Origin of the sequence: Kyrpidia spormannii, assembly GCF_002804065.1 — a bacterium.
In the GTDB taxonomy this organism is placed as follows: domain Bacteria; phylum Bacillota; class Bacilli; order Kyrpidiales; family Kyrpidiaceae; genus Kyrpidia; species Kyrpidia spormannii.
This window is the reverse complement of record NZ_CP024955.1, coordinates 3195303-3216930: the sequence shown is the minus strand read 5'-3', so window position 1 is coordinate 3216930 and position 21628 is coordinate 3195303. Positions and strand designations below refer to the sequence as shown.

At 58.7% G+C, this 21628-nt stretch carries 22 protein-coding genes and 1 pseudogene; 15 read left to right on the top strand and 8 right to left on the bottom strand.

Annotated features, from left to right (window positions below; genetic code table 11):
- The first annotated feature begins 37 nt into the window (after positions 1–37).
- The 4 genes from CVV65_RS15775 to CVV65_RS15760 all read left to right on the top strand — a co-directional run bounded on the left by CVV65_RS15775 (position 38) and on the right by CVV65_RS15760 (position 3291).
- A complete protein-coding gene (locus tag CVV65_RS15775) occupies positions 38–760 on the top strand; it encodes an IS607 family transposase (RefSeq protein WP_100668953.1) in 723 nt (240 codons plus the stop codon).
- Positions 657–2153, top strand: coding sequence for a zinc ribbon domain-containing protein (locus CVV65_RS15770; protein WP_232796657.1), 1497 nt, complete (start codon positions 657–659; stop codon positions 2151–2153). Before CVV65_RS15775 ends, CVV65_RS15770 begins: the two co-directional genes overlap by 104 nt.
- A 373-nt stretch (positions 2154–2526) precedes the next feature.
- On the top strand, positions 2527–2736 hold the full coding sequence (locus CVV65_RS15765; protein ID WP_198592066.1) for a hypothetical protein: 210 nt from the start codon (positions 2527–2529) through the stop codon (positions 2734–2736).
- A 30-nt stretch (positions 2737–2766) separates the two neighbouring features.
- Positions 2767–3291, top strand: coding sequence for a Uma2 family endonuclease (locus CVV65_RS15760; protein ID WP_100668952.1), 525 nt, complete (start codon positions 2767–2769; stop codon positions 3289–3291).
- Positions 3292–3994: 703 nt separating this feature from the next.
- Here CVV65_RS15760 and CVV65_RS17250 read toward each other — a convergent pair.
- The 3 genes from CVV65_RS17250 to CVV65_RS15745 form a co-directional block, all read right to left on the bottom strand.
- Positions 3995–4084 (bottom strand): putative holin-like toxin, encoded by a 90-nt coding sequence (locus CVV65_RS17250; RefSeq protein WP_232070153.1) that lies wholly within the window; start codon positions 4082–4084, stop codon positions 3995–3997.
- A gap of 198 nt (positions 4085–4282) precedes the next feature.
- Entirely contained in the window at positions 4283–4720 is a 438-nt protein-coding gene (locus tag CVV65_RS15750; protein WP_100668951.1) for a type II toxin-antitoxin system VapC family toxin, read from the bottom strand.
- Entirely contained in the window at positions 4717–4968 is a 252-nt protein-coding gene (locus CVV65_RS15745; protein ID WP_013077081.1) for a type II toxin-antitoxin system Phd/YefM family antitoxin, read from the bottom strand. Before CVV65_RS15745 ends, CVV65_RS15750 begins: the two co-directional genes overlap by 4 nt.
- 1120 nt (positions 4969–6088) lie before the next feature.
- On the opposite strand from CVV65_RS15745, the gene CVV65_RS15735 reads away from it, so the two are divergent.
- Together CVV65_RS15735 and CVV65_RS17500 are read left to right on the top strand one after the other, a co-directional pair.
- The gene (locus tag CVV65_RS15735) at positions 6089–6634 is read left to right on the top strand and encodes a helix-turn-helix domain-containing protein (protein ID WP_133121336.1); all 546 of its coding nucleotides are present in this window, start codon (positions 6089–6091) and stop codon (positions 6632–6634) included.
- Positions 6582–6965, top strand: a pseudogene (locus CVV65_RS17500) (transposase); the annotation flags it as partial. The gene CVV65_RS15735 and the pseudogene CVV65_RS17500, both read left to right, overlap by 53 nt.
- Before the next feature lie 3 nt (positions 6966–6968).
- Here CVV65_RS17500 and tnpB read toward each other — a convergent pair.
- Both tnpB and CVV65_RS15720 read right to left on the bottom strand, forming a co-directional pair.
- Positions 6969–8165 carry an IS607 family element RNA-guided endonuclease TnpB gene (tnpB, locus tag CVV65_RS15725; protein ID WP_133121335.1) on the bottom strand — a complete coding sequence of 399 codons (1197 nt, stop codon included), beginning with the start codon at positions 8163–8165 and terminating at the stop codon, positions 6969–6971.
- Positions 8162–8740, bottom strand: coding sequence for an IS607 family transposase (locus CVV65_RS15720; protein WP_100668947.1), 579 nt, complete (start codon positions 8738–8740; stop codon positions 8162–8164). The genes tnpB and CVV65_RS15720 overlap by 4 nt, the downstream gene beginning before the upstream one ends.
- A gap of 155 nt (positions 8741–8895) precedes the next feature.
- Between CVV65_RS15720 and CVV65_RS15715 the strand changes: the two genes are divergently transcribed.
- Together CVV65_RS15715 and CVV65_RS17495 are read left to right on the top strand one after the other, a co-directional pair.
- The gene (locus CVV65_RS15715; RefSeq protein ID WP_100668946.1) at positions 8896–9162 is read left to right on the top strand and encodes an AbrB/MazE/SpoVT family DNA-binding domain-containing protein; all 267 of its coding nucleotides are present in this window, start codon (positions 8896–8898) and stop codon (positions 9160–9162) included.
- Positions 9163–9201: 39 nt separating this feature from the next.
- Positions 9202–9429, top strand: coding sequence for a type II toxin-antitoxin system RelE family toxin (locus CVV65_RS17495; RefSeq protein WP_407928366.1), 228 nt, complete (start codon positions 9202–9204; stop codon positions 9427–9429).
- Between the two features lie 343 nt (positions 9430–9772).
- On the opposite strand, the gene CVV65_RS15705 is transcribed toward CVV65_RS17495, so the two are convergent.
- Positions 9773–10057, bottom strand: coding sequence for a MerR family DNA-binding transcriptional regulator (locus tag CVV65_RS15705; RefSeq protein ID WP_232796656.1), 285 nt, complete (start codon positions 10055–10057; stop codon positions 9773–9775).
- A gap of 199 nt (positions 10058–10256) precedes the next feature.
- Here CVV65_RS15705 and CVV65_RS15700 point away from each other — a divergent pair, with 199 nt between their 5' ends.
- Positions 10257–10526 carry an AbrB/MazE/SpoVT family DNA-binding domain-containing protein gene (locus tag CVV65_RS15700; RefSeq protein ID WP_100668944.1) on the top strand — a complete coding sequence of 90 codons (270 nt, stop codon included), beginning with the start codon at positions 10257–10259 and terminating at the stop codon, positions 10524–10526.
- Between the two features lie 75 nt (positions 10527–10601).
- Here the strand turns inward: CVV65_RS15700 and CVV65_RS15695 are convergent, their stop codons facing one another.
- Together CVV65_RS15695 and CVV65_RS17015 are read right to left on the bottom strand one after the other, a co-directional pair.
- Positions 10602–10847: an AbrB/MazE/SpoVT family DNA-binding domain-containing protein gene (locus tag CVV65_RS15695; RefSeq protein ID WP_100668943.1), complete on the bottom strand. Its 246-nt coding sequence runs from the start codon at positions 10845–10847 to the stop codon at positions 10602–10604.
- Between the two features lie 575 nt (positions 10848–11422).
- Positions 11423–11590 (bottom strand): hypothetical protein, encoded by a 168-nt coding sequence (locus CVV65_RS17015; protein ID WP_198592065.1) that lies wholly within the window; start codon positions 11588–11590, stop codon positions 11423–11425.
- Positions 11591–11669: 79 nt separating this feature from the next.
- Between CVV65_RS17015 and CVV65_RS15690 the strand changes: the two genes are divergently transcribed.
- The 6 genes from CVV65_RS15690 (at position 11670) to CVV65_RS15665 (ending at position 21541) form a co-directional block, all read left to right on the top strand.
- Positions 11670–12743 (top strand): glycosyltransferase, encoded by a 1074-nt coding sequence (locus tag CVV65_RS15690; protein WP_198592064.1) that lies wholly within the window; start codon positions 11670–11672, stop codon positions 12741–12743.
- 602 nt (positions 12744–13345) lie between these two features.
- A complete protein-coding gene (locus tag CVV65_RS15685) occupies positions 13346–15802 on the top strand; it encodes a copper amine oxidase N-terminal domain-containing protein (protein ID WP_157935563.1) in 2457 nt (818 codons plus the stop codon).
- 191 nt (positions 15803–15993) lie between these two features.
- Positions 15994–17508, top strand: coding sequence for a stalk domain-containing protein (locus CVV65_RS15680; RefSeq protein ID WP_100668940.1), 1515 nt, complete (start codon positions 15994–15996; stop codon positions 17506–17508).
- 407 nt (positions 17509–17915) lie between these two features.
- Positions 17916–18572: an HlyD family secretion protein gene (locus CVV65_RS15675; protein ID WP_100669580.1), complete on the top strand. Its 657-nt coding sequence runs from the start codon at positions 17916–17918 to the stop codon at positions 18570–18572.
- A 12-nt stretch (positions 18573–18584) separates the two neighbouring features.
- Positions 18585–19865 carry an efflux RND transporter periplasmic adaptor subunit gene (locus tag CVV65_RS15670; RefSeq protein WP_100668939.1) on the top strand — a complete coding sequence of 427 codons (1281 nt, stop codon included), beginning with the start codon at positions 18585–18587 and terminating at the stop codon, positions 19863–19865.
- Entirely contained in the window at positions 19862–21541 is a 1680-nt protein-coding gene (locus tag CVV65_RS15665) for a DHA2 family efflux MFS transporter permease subunit (protein WP_100668938.1), read from the top strand. Before CVV65_RS15670 ends, CVV65_RS15665 begins: the two co-directional genes overlap by 4 nt.
- Positions 21542–21628 lie beyond the last annotated feature (87 nt).

The window sequence follows — 21628 nt, the reverse complement described above, 5'->3', positions numbered from 1 at the left end:
TATCTGCATAGACCATATTTTATAATAATATATATTCATGAAAGACACACAGTATCTCCCCATCGGCAAAGTGGCAAAAATGCTGGGACTGACCGTGCAGACGATCCGACGCTGGGACAGGGATGGAAAGATTCATTCCATTCGTTCGCCGGGGAACCACAGGTTGTTCGACGTCGAGGAGGTGAGGCGACTTTTGGGGAAACGGGCCGGGGACCGGACGGCGATCTACGCCCGGGTGTCTTCGGCCAAGCAAAAGGCGGACGGCAATCTCCAGCGGCAGCGGGAACGGCTGGAGCGGTATGCGGAAGAGCGCGGGTACGATGTGGTCCGGGTGTTTTCCGAACAGGCGTCGGGGGTGGGCGAGAACCGGAAACAACTGGCGGCCCTGCTCAAACTTGCGGAAGACGGGGAGATCGACCGGGTACTGATTGAATACCCGGACAGGCTGGCGCGGTTCGGATACCGGTATCTGGAACGGTTTTTCGAAAGCCACGGGGTGACGGTCGAGTCCACTCACAAGACCGAGCCCAAGACATCCCAGCAGGAGCTGGTGGAGGATCTGTTGACGATCATCACCGTGTTTTCAGCCCGGATGTACGGCAAGCGGTCGCAGGAGTTCCGGAAAAAGGTCCAAAAAGCCATGAACGAGATGGGAGGTGAGGACGCTGGCGACTGTCATCAGGGCGATCCGCATCGGGATTCACAGGGAGGTCCATCGGTGCAAGACGGAGGCGCTGGAGCGGACGAAGGATATCTATAACCAGGTGGTCGCCTTTTACATGGACTTTTTCGCGGCCCATCTGAACGTGTTGGACGAGCCGGTTCAGGTTCGGAAGAAGGACGGGTCTATCAAAGAACGAACGCGCACCAACCAGGAACTGTTGACCTTCGCGGAGTTTCACACCCTGGCGACCAAAGCCCACCCGAACCCGGGGTGGCCGCTCGACGAACACGTTCCGGCGGCCAGAGGAATGCCGACGGAGTTGCGGCGGGCGGCGATCAACCAGGCGATTGGCAAGGTGCGTTCCTGGTGGAGCCACCTGAAAACTTGGGAGGAAACAGCACCGGACCAGCGCGGGCGGGAACCACGACCCGGCGCACCGAACGAACCGGTGACGTTTTATGCGGGGATGGTCGAGCACCCCGCGTATGACCTAAACCCGCAGAAGAAAAAGCGGCATACGTTCATTATCCTGAAACTGCACACGGGGCAGAAGTGGGAAAAGGTGTCGCTGCCGGTGGTGGTTCATGCCCAGGCCGAATCGCTTCTCGCCGGGTCCGCCCTGGAGAAAGAACGCATCGCTCGGGAAAGGAAACGTTCAAAGACGGGCCAGGCCGGTTCCGGCGAAGAAAAAGGGGGCCGGACATGGGTGGCGAAATCCCTGACGGTGCACGGGAAGCGGGATAAACGGTATCCGGGCGGGGTGCGGTATGCGCTGCACATCCCGATGGAGAAATCCGTAGACAAACCCCGGAAGGCAGAGGAACAGCGCCGGGCAGACCCACAGATGCCGGTGGTTGCGGTGGACCTGGGCGTGGGCAGGCTGGCGGTGATGGGAGCGTTTGTGGAAGGGCGGCTGGCGACCACGAGGTTCGTGGACGGCAGAGCCCTGAACCATCGCCGGCACCGGCTGTTGACGGCAATCCACCGCAAGCGGGAGCAAAGCGGACGGCTCCAGCCGGGCGTCCAGGACAACGCGAACTTGTGGAACAAGATCCGGAACCTGGACGAGAACGCGGCCAAGCAGACGGCCGTAACCATTGTCCAATTCGCGATGGAGCACGGCGCAAGGGTGATCGTGTTCGAGCACCTGCGCCGGTACCGGCCGCCCAAGGAGAGGATGAGCAAAAGCGGGCGGAAGAACCACAAACGGGCGTATTGGTTGCGCGGACAGATCATGAAATGGGTCCGGGACTTGGCGTTTCGGGAAGGGATTCTGACGGTGGAGCGCAACCCGGCCTATACCTCCCAGGTCTGTCCGCACTGCAAGGTGCTCGGGGAACGCAACGGCTCACGGTTCACATGCAAGAACCCGAACCACCGGTACAGCGCGGACGCGGATTTTGTGGGGATGATGAACCTGTACAGGAAATGGACGAAGACATTCGTGTATCCCCGCAAAGGGGATGACCCAAAGCCAGAGGTTGCCTGAGGGCAAAATACCCCTCTGGTCTCGCGGGAGGCTAACCGCCTGGACGGGACAGGGATTCACGCCCCTGCCTTTCTCGAGTGCCCGTGTGGTACGGGATGGCCCTGAGCTTCTCTCTTCGGGGACCGGCTTGCCGATCTTAGGCGGTCGGATGCGGGAGGAAGCACACGCCGAGAAGCGCGCCCACCCCGGGGGCGGCTCCCTTCCGGATGGAAGGAGACACAGGTCAGGCCGACAGCGGTTTGTTGGATAGTTTTGATAAGATATCCCGGCAGCTGCTGATACCACGAGTCTCCAAGTACGTTTTCAGATGGCCGGGGGGTGGATCGTCGACGGGAAGGGAGAGAAGAGTGGGTGGCCATCCGGAGTTCTTTGGATGCTGCCGAGTTCGATAAGTTGTTTGATCCTGCCCTTTCCGGACCCGAAACAGATCAAACTCGACCTGACGACCAAGGACGCGGACGGGCGGGGTGTCTGGTCAAAAGTCTTCTTGCCCCGGGGCGGGTGGGTGAAGTTCCGGAAGTCCCGGCCCATCGACGGGACGATTCGGAACGCCACGGTGACGTGGCCGGTCGGGCGCTGGTAACCCAAACACGAGTGGAAAGGACGTTGCGGGATGCAGCAGGATCACGATTCACGCCAGCCGATTTTGCCTGAACGGTATGAGGTGATTGATGGCAGGGTGTACGACATGTCCCCTCCGCCGTCCGAGATTCACCAAAGAATTGTGACGAATCTGCTTCGGGAGTTCAGCATCTACCTGAAAGGGCGGGAATGTTTTGCCTATCCGGCCCCCTTTGGCGTGTGGTGGAAGGAGGACGACGATGAGCACGTGGAGCCGGATATTGCGGTCATCTGCGATCCGGGCAAAATTCGGCCGCAAGGTTGCGTGGGTGCTCCAGATCTCATCGTCGAAGTACTCGGCAAATCGACGGCGGAGAAGGACCGGAGCGTGAAAATGACAAAATACCGTATCGCCGGCGTCAGAGAGTACTGGATCGTCGATCCTGAGCACGAGACGGTGGAGGTCTATCACTGGGAGGACAATGTTTTTCAGCAGCCCGATGTGTACGGCGGGGATGGGGAAATACCGGTGCGCATCTTTGACGACCTCGTCATCAAATTGAGAGACGTGTTTTGAATGACAGCATTTGTCTGGAACCGAACCGGGAAAATATCCCGCGCAGGTGTAGCAGATGAACTCGACACAGGTGCGTGTCTTCGCGCCGGCCTCACTGAAGGGTTGAAAGGCTAGGGGAACTCGGGAGCGGGTCCGGTGGTCCTAGAGGTCATCGATGGACGGGTGTACGACACTTCACCTCCCCCGTTTGGGATTCACCAGAGCCATCGTGGCGAATCTGCTTCCGGAATTCAGGTAATGACTCGTTTGTGAAGGTGCCACTGAGTGATTGCGGGAGGTTGAATTTTTTGTTCCCATTGGGTACAGTAAATTCAGAGATAAACGCTGCTGTTCGCCGCAAGGGGGATGGCAGGTCAAGAACGGAGGCGGAGGATTGGCCGAATGGTCGTGCCAATTCTCCGCCTCTTCCATTGGGGGGGTTGTTCCCGTAGTGCGTGTGGCTGTATTTCTGGACCGAGAGACGGTCTCTCACTCTCGAGCTGGTTTGTCCCGCGCTTTGCTACGACTCGGACATTCTCCGGCTGTTAAAGCGATTTTTGGAAGACGTTCCGGTGCAAAGCCCGCGTTGCTTCGGGGATATTTTCATGCTACGATAAAGATGCACAAAATAAGGCCGCCGGTGTTGGCGACACCGACGGCCGCCCAGGAGCCCTTTCAGGGGCGGCTCCTCCGGTTTACGCGAAAAGACCGCTTGCCCGGTGCATCAGGGGCGGTCTTTTCTATTGGCGTTGATGATCGCGATGACGAGCATGGCTACATTGATGGCCACCATGAGTGCTTCAAATACGCTCACCGCACCACCTCCCTTCCCCCTGTGGAATCAGGGATCAGGGAGGGCCGCCCCTGATGGAGCCTTGTCCTGAGCCTCTTCATTATAGCCGGACAGCGGGCAATTTTCAGCAGCATCTTCTCCGGTTGTGGACTTTTAGCAAACCATCGCGTGCTGGATAAAGGGTCGCCCTGGGGAACCGCGCATCGTTTGAGGGGGCGATTACAGGTCGGCGCGCGTGTCCGGCCAAGGATTCGTAACCGGAACGCGGCAACGTTCTATGTCGCGTACGTTTCGCGTGACCACAACCAGGCCATGAACCCGGGCGGTGGCTGCAATGAGACTATCCATGACAGGGAGTGTTTCTCCTCGCCGCGCCGCGTCTCCACTGATTTCGCCCCAAGCCACCGCCACCTTTTGGTCGACGGGCAAGATGCGTCTCTGAAAACGCTGGGTTAAGTCGTCTTTCAACCACGCCTGCAATTGTTCTGCGCGACTGCGATCCAACAACTTACTCACACCGCGTTGCAGTTCTCCCAGGGTTAATACGCTCAAATACAGGTTTTCCTCATCCTGGTTCTCGACCCACCTCAGGACTGCGGGAGCGGGAGCCCTCTTGACCAGTTCAGAAATGACACAGGTGTCCAGTAAGTATTTCACAGTCCAGTCTCCCGCGGATGGTCCCGGACTCGTTCTACGTCCAGTTCAACCCCGACCAGAGGGGAATTTCGAAAAAATTCCACCAGACTGGCCTTTGGATGTGCTAAACGCTCATATTCCTGAACGGACACCACGACGACCGCGGGTTTCCCGCGCACCGTAATCATCTGCGGACCGTTCCGCATGGCCTTGTTCACAAGTTCACTGAGGCGATTTTTGGCATCCTGAAGCTGCCAGGTCTTGTCCATGACCATCCCTTCCCTCGCAAGATGGGTAAGCGCGAATTTAGCCAGACTGTCTAGCCATATTATAGTCTCAAATGCTGAACCAAGTGAACAGATACTCAATGCGCGGGCCCTGACAAATTTCCTGTTCCTGACCAGCAGTTACCTTCTCAGATTCGCCCGGTTGTCGAAGGAGCTTTTAGGCCTTGCCACGGGAAACCCATGGAAGGAGCTGAGTACATAGATGCCCTCTCTACCTTTTGCCAAACCGCAAGGGACATTGTGTCTGCGTGGACGGATGGAGGACAGTCTGGCTGCTTTACGTAAACGGGCTCTGTCCATGAGATGACATATTGCGGATGGCAATGTTTCGTGCTATTGTAAAAGTGCAAAAGATAAGGCCGTCGGTGGTCGGAGACCGATGGTCGCGCAAGAGCCTTTACAGGGGCGGCTCCTCCGCTTGAAGTGCCAAGGCCTTTATCCGGGTCGGTCATGGGCGGAGTTTTCTAGTGGTGTTGCTGATTGCGATTACGAGCAGGACTGAATTGATGGCTATTATGGTTCGATCACGCTCATCATGCCCCCTTTGTCTCTGGGATAAGGGATAGGGGAGAAAGCGACTCTGGCAAGAGACTTACTCTGTGCGTTTCCAAAACACCTAATGATTTCCAGATGTATTCAGTACGGTTTGTTTCTCCTTTGAGGTGGCAAACTTGTCAGCTGAGGAGATCGATATGCGCACGATTGTCACCGTGGGTGCAATAATACTTACGATCGTCATCATATTGCTTAATGATGGGACAAGCCTATCAAATGAGGCTAGGAGGACAGTTTTTGGAATTGTCCAACCCATTATGAATGCTTTTGCTGACCCAAATTCGTTTCAAGAGATCGATGCCAACAGGTACCTCGTTGATAACATGACTCGGATCATCAATTTGGGGCGCCATTATTACAAGTATCGATCCGAAGCAGCAGCGGCTATTGTAGTTATTATGGGGGTAATTCTTTTCATTTGGAGATACGTTATTTGGAAGCGCCGAGAATGAGGGCTAGTTCTAGTGCCCCTTCAGAAAACATAGTTGGATAAATCGGAAGGAATGTCCAGTTGTCTGTCGAATGATCATCCCAGGTGGTGATCATCATGTGCATCTTTGTCCGAGACCTGACACCTGAAGAGGGAAATAAACTTGTAAAGATTGCTCGCAAAGGATCCAACCCCGTTGAAGTGCGACGGGCTTTGGTCGTGTTGGCTTCCGCTCAAAAGATGAAGGTGCCGGAGATCTCCGAGTTGTATCATCTGTCTCAAGAGCACATTCGTCATATTATTCATGCCTTCAATCAGCACGGATTTGTGGCCTTAAAACCTCGGTACAGGGGCGGACGACCGCGGACCTTTACCGAAGAACAAAGAGCCGCGATCATTGAGTTGGCCCAGATCCCGCCAAACACCCTGGGTTTGCCCTTTACCCATTGGTCACTGTCCAAGCTCAAAGAGGAGGCCGAAAGGCGGGGCATCGTGATCTCCATTAGCATTGAGACTATCCGTGTCATTCTGGAGGAAGCCGACATCACCTACCAGCATACCAAGACATGGAAAGCCTCGAATGATCCTGACTTTGAGGTAAAAAAAACGAATCCAGTCGCTCTACCGGAATCCGCCCAAAGACGGACGGGTCATCTGCGTTGACGAGTTTGGACCGTTGTCCATTCAGCCGTTTTCCGGTTGCGGATGGTACCCGAAAAGTCGGCCCGATCGATTGCCGGCAACGTACCGCCGCACCCACGGGGTGAGGCACTTTTTTGCGGCTCTGGATCTGAAAGCGGATAAACTGTATGGGCACGTCTCATCCAGCAAGAAGCACCAGGACATACTGCGTTTTCTCAAGGTGCTCCGCCGGCGGTATCACCGGTCTGAACGGCTGTACGTGGTCTTGGACAATTTTTCACCTCACAAGCATCGTACTGTGACTGAGTGGGCTGCAGAAAACGATGTAGAACTGGTTTTTACACCGACCCAGGCATCATGGTTGAACCGAATCGAATGCCATTTTGCGCCGTTGCGATCGTTTGTGTTGCGTGGGAGTAACTATCGCCGCATTCTCGTCCCGGTCCATCACCGTCCCGCACTCTTCACACCGATACACCCGCTCCCAAAGCGGAAGGAATTCCTTGATCGCCCCACACCTGGAGCAGGTCTTGGAACTGGGATACATCCTGGGGGCCTGGACAAGACGGGACCCGTACCACTCGCATTTATACTGCAACTGCCGTCTCAACTCCGCCAGCCCCGCGTCGTAGATCGCCCGGGACAATCGCCGGTTCCGCCCCATCCCCGCCACATTCAGGTCTTCCACCACGACGGTGCCAAACGTGGTCGCCAGCCGGTGAGTCAGCTTGTGCATGGCGTCCAAGCGAATTCTCGCCACCCTCGCGTGGGCCCGGTTCAGCCGCCGACGGGTATCCTCCCAGTGTCGGCTTCTGCGTTTTCGCCGGACCAACTCCCGGTTCAACCGCGCGATCTTTCGCAATGCCTTGCGCAAGGGTTGCGGGTTCGGCACCTTCTCCCCCGTTGACAGGACCGCCAGGTGTTTCAGCCCGGCGTCCACTCCCACCACGTCCCGGGGGCGCTTCGGCCGCCCGGCGTCCCGCTCCACTTCGCAGGTGAAACTCACAAACCATCGCCCGCCTTCCCGGGAGACGGTCGCCGACAGGATCCGCGCCCGGTCACTTTGCACCCGCTCCAAGAGCGCCGTGGTCATCTCGTGCGTTCTCACCCGCCCGATCCGGGGCAAAACGACGTGGCTTTTGTCGTCCACCCGGATCGCTCCCGTCGTGAACCGCACCGATTCCCGACCCCGGCCCTTCTTCCGGAACTTCGGAAACCCCACCCGACGCCCCTTCCGCTTCCCGGACCGGCTGTCGAAAAACGCCTTCAGCCCCCGGGCCAGGCCGTCCAGCCCCGCCGAGTACGCTTCCTTGGAATTCTCCCGCCACCACGGGGCGACTTGTTCCTTCTGCCGGTTCCACTCCTTCCGAAGGGCGGCAAGGGTCCACGGCACTTCGACATCTTCGCCTCGTCCTCTGGCCTTCAAACGCTCTTTCACCAATGCCAGCCCCCAGTTAAAGGCAAACCGCCGGGCTCCGGTGTGGGAGGCCAGCATCCTCTCCTGATGCGGCGAAGGATCGAGTGCAAAGCGGTACGCCTGAAGCGCCTTCATGATTCTTTCCCGTCCTTTTTAGCGGCGGTCACAGCCCGCAAAGCCCGATTCCGTGCTCCCCGTCGGCCGCAGGGCCGCGCGCAGAACGATGTCATGACCTCGATCATGTTCCGGACCAGATCGTCGCGGGTCTCCCCGGCATCCACCACCACAATGTGACGGCCCTGAGCAGCCAGTGCAGATTCCAGGTACTCCACGCCAAACCTCGCCAGTCGATCCCGGTGTTCCACAATGATGGTCGTCACCCGCGCATCCGCCAAAATACGCCGGAGCTTTAGACATTTCCCGTTCATCCCCGATCCGACCTCCGTCACCACCTCGTCCACGACGAGATCTCGCTCGGTTGCCCACTGGGTGATTCGAGACACTTGCCTGTCCAAGTCACTCCTCTGGTCGTGAGAGGACACCCGGGCATACACGACCGTCCGGCCGCCTTCACGGGTCGGAGGGACATCCACCAGGATCGTACCGGATTCGGTCTGACGGGCAGGTACAGGCAGCTTGCCGTCTTTCCACCAACGCCAAGCGGTCATGCAGGAGATTCCTTGTTGCCTAGCCCAATCGGAGAGTTTCATGAGACGATTGTATAACAGAAACGTATGTTCGTCTATAGATGTTCACAAACTTCCAGGCTGTTGATCACCCCCTTTGTGCACAGCGCATAGAATAAGAAATAAGAAATAATATTTATGAATCGACAAACCGATCAACGGAAGGGGCGAAGTGACGAGTGAGACAAAGTAAAGTCACCAGCCACGGTCAGGTGACGATCCCGAAGTCGATCCGAGACGCAATTGGTCTCGAGGAGGGCGACTATGTGATATTTGAACGGGTACCCGAAGGTATTCTGCTGCGGCCAAAAAAGGTGCGACTCGTTGATCCGGATGATACGCTGTCTCTCGAAGATCAGGAAGGGTACAGCGTGGTCGGGAGCAGATCCAACTCGGGGAGTACGTGGAATGGAATGATTTACGGAAGGAGTTGGAGGAGTGAGTGAGTGGCGCGTGATTGTGTCGCGTGAGGCCGCCGCAACACTGTGGCGGCTCGACCGCAAGCAGAAAGAGCGTACAATCCGCGCCATCGATCGGATTGCCAAAGATCCAACACCAGGTCCAGGAAAAGATATCCGCCCCTCCAAGGAGTGTCCGGACTCTGTAGGATGCGTGTGGGTGACTGGCGCCTTATTTTCACGATCCGCACCGAGGAACGGATCATTGAGATTGTGGCTGTTCGTCCGCGGGGAGAAGCCTACCGACGGCTCTGAACCACCCGCAGACAATCCTGGACGGCATCTTCCCAACCACGGACATGGCCGAATGGCCGTGCCAATTCTCCGCCTCTTCCATTGGGGGGAGGGTGGTTCCCGTAGTGCGTGTGGCTGTATTTCTGGACCGAGTTGGCGGATAAGACTTCGAAGAAATGCGGGTCAAGCCCCGGCGGAATGCTCGGCGCTTTGCGGATGATGATTTCACAGTTTGACTCGTTGACCGTAAGCTTGACTTCGTCCCCCATGTGCAGGCCAAGAGCCCGCAGCGCATCCTTTGTGAACGTGATGCCGACGCTGCTGCCGATCTTCGTAACCTACCGGCGTACTTGGCGCAATGGGATCACCTCGGCATCGCGGATTTCCGGGCGCAGAACGTCTCCAGCAACTCCACTTGCCGTTCCAAATCCCCCTTCTGGTCGTGAGTGGAGGCCCGGGCATAGGCGAGAGTGATCCGCTCTTTCGGTTCCGGTTTCTTGCGGGCCCACCCGCGAAGGCTGGCCAGGTCGTACCGACGGTGCCCGCCCGGCGTCCGCTCCACCCGGATTTTTCCTTCCGCCTCCCAGCGGCGAAGGGTCTCCGGGGCAACTCCCAACTCTTTGGCGGCTCTACCAATGGAAACCTTCATGAGATAATATTACACAAAATGATGAGGAATATCAATCTTTATTAAGGTTTATGTGAGCAGTTGCGAGCCCCCGACAAAGGGTGCTCCTGTACTGAGAAAACACGGCTCGAACAGCGGATGACGTAGACATTTGTGCACTTGCCAATGCGGTACGAAAATAAGAAAATAAGAATATCCCAAAGTGAAGGAGTCGTGACGAATGGAGCGCATTATACATCCAACGGAACGCGGACAGGTAACTATCCCAAAAAATATCCGCGAAGCATTGCATATCTCTGCTGATACTCCGCTCGTTATTCGCCAAGAAGGGAGAAGGATCATCATCGAGCCAGTCTCCGGTCTAGAACTGCTTACTCGTCAACTCGAACACGAAGCGAAAACTCGAGGGATCTCACCGGAGGAATTGGTGGCGGAAGTGGAACGTGTCCGGCAAGAACTTTTTAACAAACGAACCGATGTGAAACAGTAAACATGACGCGACTCTGGTGCCTAGACACAAATGTTCTAGTTTCGGGACTGGTCTTCCAAGGTCCTGAGCACGTCCTCATCCGACAATTACAACATTACCGAGAACCCATATTGTGGCGGCGGATAAGACTTCGAAGAACTGCGGGTCAAGCCCCAGCGGAATGCTCGGCGCTTTGCGGATGATGATTTCACGGTTTGACTCGTTGACCGTAAGCTCGACCTCGTCCCCCATGTGCAGGCCAAGAGCCCGCAGCGCATCCTTTGTGAACGTGATGCCGACGCTGTTGCCGATCCTCGTGACCTTCCGGCGTACTTGGCGCAATGGGATCACCCCCGCATCGCGGATTTCCGAAGCTCATCCGCCAGTCGTTAAAACCGTTTATAACCGTTATACGTATCGATGTTAAGTTTGGTGGCGACAATACAGCGCGCTTGTTATCGCCCAATTTTGTTCTGACCAGTAATTTACAGGAGACCCCCCGACAAGGGCGTGCTTCTGTACTGAGGAAACAGGACTTGAACAGCGGATGACGTACTGCTGCGGGCGATGTTTCGTGCTACTGTAAATGTGTAAAAAATAAGGCCAACGGTGCGGGGGCGCCGATGGTCGCATAGGAGCGCTCACAAGGGCGGCTCCTCCGGATTAGGCGAAAAGACCGCCAACCCAGTGGCTCAGGGGCGGTCTTTTCTAGTGGTATTGATGATCGCGAAGACGAGTGCAGATGTGTCGACTGTGCGAACACTTTCACACAACGCCCTCTCCTTGGATGGGAGAAGGGCGTTCTTTTGTGCCGTGAACGATTGCACCATCCCTGGTTTCCGGGGCACGTGCGGAAGCCTCCGCGGGGCGTCTCCATACAGGTGCCGTCCTTGCCGCCGCAAACCCCGCTGCGGCTCCTACGATGTCTTTCCTTTTGCTCTCAGCCCTTCCGTCAGCAGTGCTGCGGCCAAGGGGGCCTGCTGTAGGGGGCTTACCGTGACGCGGGCGACGGCGGCCTGGCGCACCACGAGCGAGGAGCCTCTGCTGACAACCTGTTCCCCCACAAAATATCCCCGCGCCCACACCGCCGATGCCCTTCCCTCTTGCCAACGCCCTCCCGGTGGTCTACGATCGGAAGGGAATACGGCGCGAGGAGGCCTTGGGATGCGGGTGCTCACCATGATCGGCGCGGGGGAGTTCGGCGGCGCGGAACAGCACGTCTTCGACCTGCTGCGAAGCGTCAAGCGGGTGGAGCCGCGCCTGGCCGTCTTCTACGAGGGTGAGTTGGCCTCCCGCATGCGGGCGGTGGGGGTGCCGGTGCGGGTCTTGTCCCGCTCCCCCTGGCGGGCCATCGCCGAGGTGGTGGATTACGCCCGGGCTCAAAACATCGTCCTCCTTCACACTCACGGGGTCCGGGCCAACGTCATCGGCCGCCTGGCGGCCCGAAGAGCGGGCGTGCCGGTGGTTACCACCGTCCACAGCGTGCTTGCGACAGACTATCCCGACCCCCTCAAACGGTGGCTCTTCGTCGGCCTGGAGCACCTGACCCGGCGCCAGACCGACCGATTCATCTGCGTTTCCCGGGCCCTGCGGGACGACCTCGCCGCCGGGGGCATTCCTCTCGAACGTCTCACGGTGATCCACAACGGCATCGACACCTCCCGTTTTCATCCCGACGGCGACGCCGTGTCTCTCAACCTGCCCCGCCCGCTGATTGGCACCGTGGCTCGGATGCACGCCGCCAAGGGCTATGACGTGCTCCTCGATGCCGCCCGGGAGCTGGTCAAGGGGGGCTTTGTCGGCAGCTTTGTTTGGATTGGCGACGGTCCGCTCAAAACGCAGCTCGCCCGCCGCATCCAAGAGGCGGGACTGGAGGAGCGGGTGAGGATCGTCGGCTATCAACCAGACGTCGAGCGATGGCTGCGGGCGGTGGATATCGTTGTGCTCCCGTCTCTCTCCGAAGGCTTTGGCCTGGCGCTGCTTGAGGCTCTGGCGTGTGGCAAGCCGGTTGTGGCCAGCCGGGTGGGAGGCTTCGCCGAAGTGGGCGAGGGGTTGGCGGGAGTGCGCCTGGTGTCCCCGGGGGATCCCTATACCCTTGCCGCTGCGGTGGACGGCATGGTCCGGGAACGGGTGGTCCTCCCCGATCCGGACGCCGTGGCGAGCCTGTACTCGCTAGAGCGCATGGTGAGGAGCACCGAGGAGGTCTACGCCGAAATCCTGGCGAAAAGGTCCCTCTAAAAATCTTTCGCATAGAAACGATGATTTGTGAATTTGCGCCGGCCGGAAAAATGAACTAGACTGAGAGCACTCGCGGATCCGGAAGATTTCTGGGTGGGTGAGAAAGGAGAGACGCCGCCCTTTACCTTTGCCGGCGGACAGACTATAATAGCACTCGTGGGATTTTGGCTATTTTTCCCGCGGGAGATGGGGTGAAAAAAATCCTCTCCCCGGGGAACCTTTTCGAAGGTCTCGTCGTCAGTACTAGTGAAAGGCCCCAGGGGAGCGGGTTCCGGGTGAGGAAGTGAAGGCGAAGCCGCACATCGCGCCCCGGAGGGTTGAGCGCAGAGACCCCAAGGATTAGCATGTTCATGCGGGCCCGGTGCGATGCGCCCGGCCCACTACACGCCACTGAAGGGAGTGATGCGGCCCCGCAGGGCGGCGGATACATAACCAGCCTTTCTTCGATGATTGGAGTCGCGCACAGTGTCGTGCGCCTCGACCGAAGGGAAGAAAGCCGGCTGAGGATCTCCGGCCCGAGTGGGGACGACCATCCAGAAAAAGAACCACCTGCATCACGCCTCATTTCAGTAGACACACACGGGGGAGGAGAAACGAGGGTTATGAACAAAGGCAAAAAGGCTCTTGCAGTACTTTCCACCGCAGCTCTCTTCGGCACTACGCCGGCGGCTGTGGCGCTGCCCTTCTTGACCGCGACGGTGGCCCATGCGGCCGGAACGGCGACAGCGTTGGTCGTGCCGAATATTAATAGTTCTGTGCAAACTGCTGATTTGGGAACGGTTGATCTGTTCATTCCCAAAGGTGCTTTAGCGAGTGGTCAGGATAACCAAGTTACTCTTATGTTGCCAAACGGCTTTCAGTTTGACCCCGCCGTTGTGGGAACCAAGTGGCAAACGACCAATGTAAATGGTTCGCCGGGAAATGCGTCGGTTACCATGCTTGATGGTACAACAGCACCTACAATAACAACCAACGTGGCGGTTAATGGTGTAACGTATCCCGTCGGGTTACCCGCCAAGACTGGCAGCCGCAACACCCCAATCGTGCCAGCGCCATACGTGGATGTGGCGGTAGGGAATGCCATAAGTACTGACGCTACAGTAACGTGGGAAATCCCCAGTGCAACATTGCTGAAAGTTAAAGTGGTGTCAGGGACGCAATACGATGATGTGCACCTCCTTTTGCACCTGCCACAAGTCAACGTGACCGGACCCTCCGACGGTCCAGTTAACGCAACGCTGATTGCGCCTTCAAACAGCGCGCTGCCAACGGGTACTGTCGCCGTTGCTAATGTGGTATCTTCCGGAAAAGTCGACTTAGCAGCTACTGACACCCAGAGCAGCAGCGATGACTTCAAGTTTAACCTTGCCGTGAACGAGGAAGTTGCGGGATCCCTTAAGACGAGCACCAATGCGCTGAAATTGAAACTGCCCAGTGGATTTAAGTGGCATACAGATTCACAAAATGCGTCCGCAGCTCTGGTGTACGGCCAAGAGGCGAAGCCGCAAACTAATATGCAAATTCACGTTCAGGATCAAGACCTTTGGATCTCAACAACGGCTTCGACCACACAAGCTAGCGGTTGGCTAATTACAGGGTTGCATTTCTATGTTGATGACGAAACCGTGGCTCGAAACGGTGACGTAACGGTTCAGGTCACAGGTGCCTCCAGTACAAACGTATCGAGCTTGGTTGTCGGCCATTATGGTCAGGTTGGTTTTGAATCGTCTGTGGTGAGCAAGCCGACGCTCATCGCTGGCAAGAAGGAACAGATCATCGGCGACATCATCATTAAGGAAACTGTACCTGGTTCCTTCATTGATGGTCGTACCGTGACATTGCAATTGCCTGATGGAGCTCGGTGGGAGACTCCTTTCGAAAACAGTAAAGACCCAAACGGGAACTACGTTGGGTCAATCACCGCCACCAATGGTTTGGGGACTCCCCAAGTGCTTTATACGGACACCGACCGCAGGACCCTGAAACTGGTCATTAATGGAAGTTCAAACAAAAATTCCACCAACCCGGGTGAAATCGACCTGCGGAATATGCAGGTTGCTCTGCAGCCCGGATTCAGTGGGGATCTGACGATTCAGCTCGGTGGCAGCGAGGGTGTGACCGGGAACATCACGGTAGCTACCGTTCAGACGCCCATCTCTGTGAAGGCGGATACGACGCCCAGTGTGATCGTTGGCTCCGGCGGTCAGGCAATCGGTACAATTACACTGACCGAAAATGTGGCCGGCGGATTTGCTAAGAATTCCGATGTAGGCTCTGGTTACAACCAGGTCCACCTTGAACTGCCGTATGGTGTGCAATTCGATGGCACGCCCAAAGTTGAGGTCACCCAAGGCGACCTCCGGATCAAGGATATAACCGCCGGTCTCGGCAGTGACAACAAAGGCTACCTCGACTTCTATGTAGATGCCGAAAGTACGACGCCGAGCCAGATTACGATCTCGGATGCGAAGCTGAAGCTCGACCGCACGGTACCCCAAGGGAGCATTGTGCTGAAGGTCAAGGGTTCATCTGTGTCTTACACGGCCTATGCAAAAGATGCAAACCCAGACCTCAAGGGCGCGTATGCCGTGCAGACCTGGTATGACAACAACAAAACCGCTGCCAGCACGACGATTGCCAACGTCACCACTCCGGCACAGTCCGGCTCCAATGTGGCGACCTTCACCGTGGGTAGCAACAGCTACACGGTCAACGGTGTACAGCAGACCATGGACGTGGCTCCGTACCTCAAGAACGACGGCCGCGTGATGTTGCCGGTGCGGTTTGTGGCCAACGCCCTGGGGGTAACTGACGACCACATCGTCTGGAACGGTGCGGATAAATCCGTGACCATCTTCAAGGGCAACACGGTGGCGAAGATGACGGTGGGCAGCACCACCATGGTCGTCAATGGTGTGGCGGTCCAGATGGACGTGGCGCCGGAGTTGTACAACGATGGCCGCGTGATGCTCCCGATTCGCTGGATCGGCCAGGCGCTCGGCGCGCAACTGAGCTGGGATCAAAACACCCAGACGGTGACGGTGACCAGCCAACAATAATTTGTCGCTTGACAGTCGAAACAGATAGGTGGCTGAGGCTGCCGAAGGAGGGCCCCTTTATGGGGCCCTTCCCCTTCCAGGGGATACTTGGCGGCTCCAATCAACCACGCTTTGCGAAGACGCAGGAGTCCATTCGGCCGGTACGTTGCAGAACCGTAGCTCGGAATCATGTTTGGAAGGAGGGTCCTGGCGTGAAGTGGAAGCCCGTGGCTGTGCTGACGTTGACGGCGATGCTGGCCGGATCGGCTCCGGTGTTTGCGGCCGACGTGCAGGCGGAGCCGGTGCAGGTGGTGGTGAACGGCCAAGCCCAGCAATGGACGTCCATGCCCCGGTTGGTGGACGGCCAGGTTCTTGTACCCGCTGACCAATTGGCGAAACAATTCGGGGCACTGATTAAACAAGACGAAGGCTCTAAGACGGTTACCTTAACGAAGGGTTCTCAGAACGTAACCCTGACGGTTGGATCCAGTATGGCCTGGCGCGGTGGCAGCCAAGTTCCGTTGCCCACGGCTCCGGTTCTGTTGGACGGAGCAATCTTTGTCCCGCCAAATCCGGTTGCCCAGTGGCTGGGCGGGGACAGTGAGTGGATCGACGGCACGAAAACCCTGGTGTTGTCGACCCAGGGGGCCATCACCTCCGGGGTCTCTCCGGACACGACGAATGTCCCCTTGACCTACGAGAAAGCGCTGGAGCTGGCCTACGCCAATAGTTACAAGGTGAAGAATGCCCTGGAAGACATCACGCGGACCAGCAAGGTTCTGGACAAAGTCTCGGATAACGTGGAATTCGTGCCCGCCCGGGGCGGCGATACCACGACCACCCAGATCTATGCGGGGTATGCCCAGGCATCCATCGCTCACCAGATGTCCTTCCGGGCGTACACCATGGCCCAGGATGTGGTGACCTACGCCGTAAAACAGGCGTACAACGGTATCCTCCAAGCCGAGGCCCAGCAACAGGCGGCCGAAGCGGCCCTGAAAAACGCCCAGGTCCAGGCGAACATTGCCACGGTTGGCCATCAGTACGGGACTGTGAGCGACATCCAGTGGCAACAGGCCATGCAGGGGCTCCAAGCCGCGAAAGCCGGTCTTGAGGCGGCCAACAAGGCGGTAACCGACGCCTACCAGCGGCTCAACAGCCTGACGGGGCTCCCCACGGATGCCAAGTACCAGGTGGTGGACCAGCCCCAGGTCGACGATCTCAAAAACGTGGATCCCGAAGCCCAGGTGGCCCGGGTGACTTCGGACAGCCCGGCGATCTGGCAGGCCGAGCAACAGGTCAACCTCGCGAAGCTGCAGCTTGACCTGTACACCTTCAACGACAAAATGAACCCGGACCCGTATGAGGCGAAGCAGATCGATGTGCAAAAGGCGGCCAACACCGTTCAGGATCTGCAAGACCAACTTTCCCGCGCGGTGCGCTCCGCCTACAACGGGCTGCTCGAGCTCCGGGATCAGTATCAATCGCTCCAGTCCCAGCTCGCGGCCGCCGAGCAAAGCCTGAAGCTCGCCCAGATCCAGTACCAGTACGGGACCGGCATCCAGGCGGACGTGGTGGCGGCCCAGGCCAAGGTGGATCAATTGAAGCAGCAGCTCGCCAACACCGCGGCCCAGTTCGACAATCTCAAGATGGTTTTTGAGAAGCCCTGGGTGGCCGGCGGATCGGGGAGCACCTCCGGCACCTCGAGCGGCGGGTCCGCGGGTTGATCCGGCGGGGCCGGGGCATCCAACCTTTTCTGAACCACGCAACAGCCACACAACAATCCTTCCCAGATGATAAAAAGGCAAGAAATCCGGCGCAAAAGCCCCTCCCGTGGCCGGCCGCGACTTGTGGCCGGCGTCCTTTCTTTTTTCAAACTCTGTTCACGGTTGCCGCTTTGCGTTAATATAGAATACACCGAGATCGTTCGCACACTAACGATTTCGTGGAAGGAGGCGGTGGGAGCCTCGGCCATATCCGGAAATTGGGAACGACGAGTCTTTTTTTGTGCGTAAAGAATCATGTCGCTGGTGCCTGTGCGCTGCCGCAACGGCAAACCCGACAGAGAGAACGCCCACCCCGGGCTTGCGCCGGGCATCGGGCGAAGAAAGAGGGAGGGACCATTGACGCGGTCATGAAACGGAAGATCATCCTCATCATCCTCGTGATTGCGATCGTCCTCGGCGGCGGGGGCATCGGCGCCTATTACTGGTATCAGGCGTCGCATTATGTATCCACCGACGACGCACGGATCGACGGGGACATCTATCGCGTGATGCCCCGTACAGCCGGGAAGCTGATTTCCTTAAACATCCGCGAAGGGGACTACGTGGTCGCCGACCAGATCGTGGGCCAGCAGGATGTCAGCAATCTGCCGAACAGCCTGCTCGACAACGCCCTGCTCCGGGCGCCCGCCAGCGGGACGGTGATCAAGACCCTGGCCAAGGTGGGGGAGGTGGTTTCACCGGGACAACCGGTCGCGCTCATCGTCAACAAGAAGAATCTCTACGTGGAAGCGAACATCGAGGAGACGAACCTCGGGAAGATCCGTCTCGGCGAACCGGTGGATTTTACGGTGGACAGTTTTCCGGGCCTTCGTTTTACGGGTAGGGTGATGGACATCGGCCAGGCCACCAATTCAACTTTCTCGGCCATTCCGGCGCTCAACACCAGCGGCAACTTCACCAAGGTCACCCAGCGGATCCCGATCAAGATCAGCATTGACGACCAGCACGGGGCCGACCTGTCGCCGGGGATGAGCGCGGAGATCCGCATTCACATCAAAGGATAGGAGGGGGACGGGATGAAAAGAGGTCCGAAGAACCTTGGTTTGTTCATCGCCGCCTCTTCCGCGCTGCTGCTGTTGCTCTCCGGCTGCGGCTCCGGTGCCACATCGGCGCCGGCGGCGCTGACCGGGCCCGTGGTCCAGGTGTTCACCGTGGCCGGCGGCGGCCAGACGGTGACCGGCAAGGTGGCGGCGGCCGATTCCGTGCAGGTGTCCTCGAAATTGGGGGCAAGGGTGACGGCGGTTCATGTGACCGAGGGGTCCCGGGTACATAAGGGGCAGGTCCTGGTGGAGCTCGATCCCACCGACTATACCGCCGCTGTCAACCAGGCCCAGGCCGGGGTGGAACAGGCCCAGGCTGGACTCGCCGCCGCCCAGGCGAAGCTGGCCGACACCCTTGCCGGCGCCCGGGAGCAACAGATTCAACAGCTCCAGGCGGCGGTGGAGCAGGCTCAGGCGGCGTATGACACCGCCCAGGAGAACCTGACCCGCACGCAAAACCTGTTTAACGCCGGGGCCGCACCCCAGTCGGCGCTGGATCAGGCCCAGCTCGGGTTGGCCCAGGCCAAGGGGGCACTGGATCAGGCCAAAGCCCAGCTCAGTCTGGCCCAGGCCGGGGCCACGGCGAACACCATCGCGGCGCTGAAAGCCCAGGTCGACCAGGCCCGGGGGGCGGTGAACCAGGCCCAGGCCGCGCTGCAGGCGGCGCAGAATAACCTGGCGAACACGAAGATCACCGCGCCCATGGACGGAGTGGTCGCGTCGAAAAACATCAATCCGGGGGAGATGGCGGCCCCGGGGGTGCCCCTGATGACCCTGGTGAATCTCGACACGGTGAAGGTGGACGCCAGTGTGCCCCAGACCCTTTTGCCCGGGCTTCACACCGGCCAGACGGTGGCGGTGCACGTGGCCGAACTGGGGGATCAGATCTTCACCGGGACGATCACCTTCCTCAGCCCTGTGTCCGATCAAAACAACAACACCTTCCCGGTGGAAGTCACGGTGCCCAACTCGGGCGGCCAGCTCCGGGCGGGGATGGTGGCGGACGTGACCTTTGCCGGCGGCGAGGCCGGGGTGGAGATCCCGGTGAGCACCTTGGTCAAGCAGGGTGGCCAAACGGCAGTCTTCAAACTGGAAGGCGACAAGGCTCGTCGCGTGGCGGTGCAAGGGAAGCAGAAAGACAACAACTGGTTTATCGCCGCGTCCGGGGTGAACATCGGCGACAAGCTGGTCATTCAGCCCCCGGCCGACCTCAAAGACGGCGCCCAGGTCCAGGTGCAGGGAGGGAAGACCCCGTGAGCCGGGAGGACGTGGTCGCGCAGCCGGGCGGTCCAGGCGGCCCGGCGGCTGGCGCCGGGGATCGCCCGGGTCCCGGGGCCGGGTCCGGAGGGCCGGCCGCCCCCGATGAGGTCGTGGAGGCCCAGTGGCTGGCTCTGGTCGTCATCATCCTCGGGGCCTTTATGGCGATCCTCAACAACAGCCTGATTAACGTCGCCCTGCCCCAACTCGCGAATTTTTTCGGGGCCTCCACGGACCAGATCCAGTGGGTGCTGACCGGCTACACCCTGGCTTCGGCCATGGTGGTGCCCCTGAGTGGTTTTCTCGGTGACCGGTTCGGCTACAAAAAATCCTATTTGATCTCCGTTCTGCTCTTTGTCGCGGCGTCGTTTCTGTGCTCGGTCGCATGGAGCACTTCAGCCTTGATCGGTTTCCGGATTTTGCAGGGGTTGGCCGGCGGGACGCTGATGCCTCTCAGCATGACGATCATCTACAAGATCATTCCCAGGCACCAGATCGGCCTAGCGCTGGGAATCTGGGGGATCGCGTCCATGGCCGCGCCCGCCGTGGGCCCGACTTTTGGAGGCTACTTGATTCAATATTTTTCCTGGCACCTGCTGTTTCTGGTCAACGTACCCTTTGGACTGCTCGCCGCCCTATTCGGGATGATCCTGCTGCGGGAAACGCCGATCCAGAAAGACCTCGGTTTCGACACGGCGGGGTTCATCCTCTCCATGGTGGGCACCGGGACACTTTTGCTGGCGCTCAGCGACGGCCAAAAAGATGGCTGGGGGTCCTTTTACATTGTCAGTCTCTTCTTCATCGCCGTCTCCGCCCTGAGCCTTCTGGTCTGGGTGGAGCTCGGCACCGCCAAACCCCTAGTGGACCTGCGGCTGTTCAAGAACCCGACCTTCACCATCAGCACCATCACCTCCAGTCTCGTGATGGTGGGGCTGTTCGGAGGGGTGTTTCTGACACCTCTGTACTTGGAGAATATCCAGGGTCTGTCGGCGATGGACACGGGACTGCTCCTCATGCCCCAGGCTCTGGCCATGGCGCTGATGATGCCCGTCTCCGGCAAATTATTTGACAAGATAGGCCCGGTGCCTTTGGGGGTCGTGGGAGTGCTGCTCCTGGCCGCCATGACGTATCATCTGCACAATTTGGCCTTGGATACGCCGAATTCCTGGCTGACATGGGTCTTGGTCCTTCGGGGTTTGGGGATCGGTCTTTCGATGATGCCGTTGACCACCTCCGGGATGAACGCGCTGCCGCCCGATACAATCGGCCGGGCGTCCGGCCTCGGGAATATGGTGCGCCAAGTGAGCGCCTCCTTCGGCATCGCGGCGCTCACCACGATTCTCCAGCAGCGTTCGGCGGTGCAATTGTCCCGGATCAGTGACGGGGTGACCATCGACTCGGTGCCCTTCGCCCAGCTTCAGGCCCAGGTCAGTGCCGGTCTGGGCCAGGCCGGGCTGGATCCGGCGACAGCTGCGGGCGGAGCGTCGGCGGTCCTGGCGGGCCTCATCCAGAAGGAGGCGGTGACCCGGGCCGTCGCCGACACGTTCATGGTGGCGTCGATCCCGCTGTTCTGTGCCCTGCCGCTCATTTTCTTCCTGAGGAGCCGGCCGAAGGCCCAGCCGGCCCACACCGGTTCCCCTGCGGCTTCGGCCGCTCCGGCGAAGGCTGAAGGATGATGCACTTGGTGTCGTGCTCCACAGGATCTTCAAGAGTTTTTCACAACCCGTCGACAATCCGGCGATACAATGGCCTCAGATGCAGCC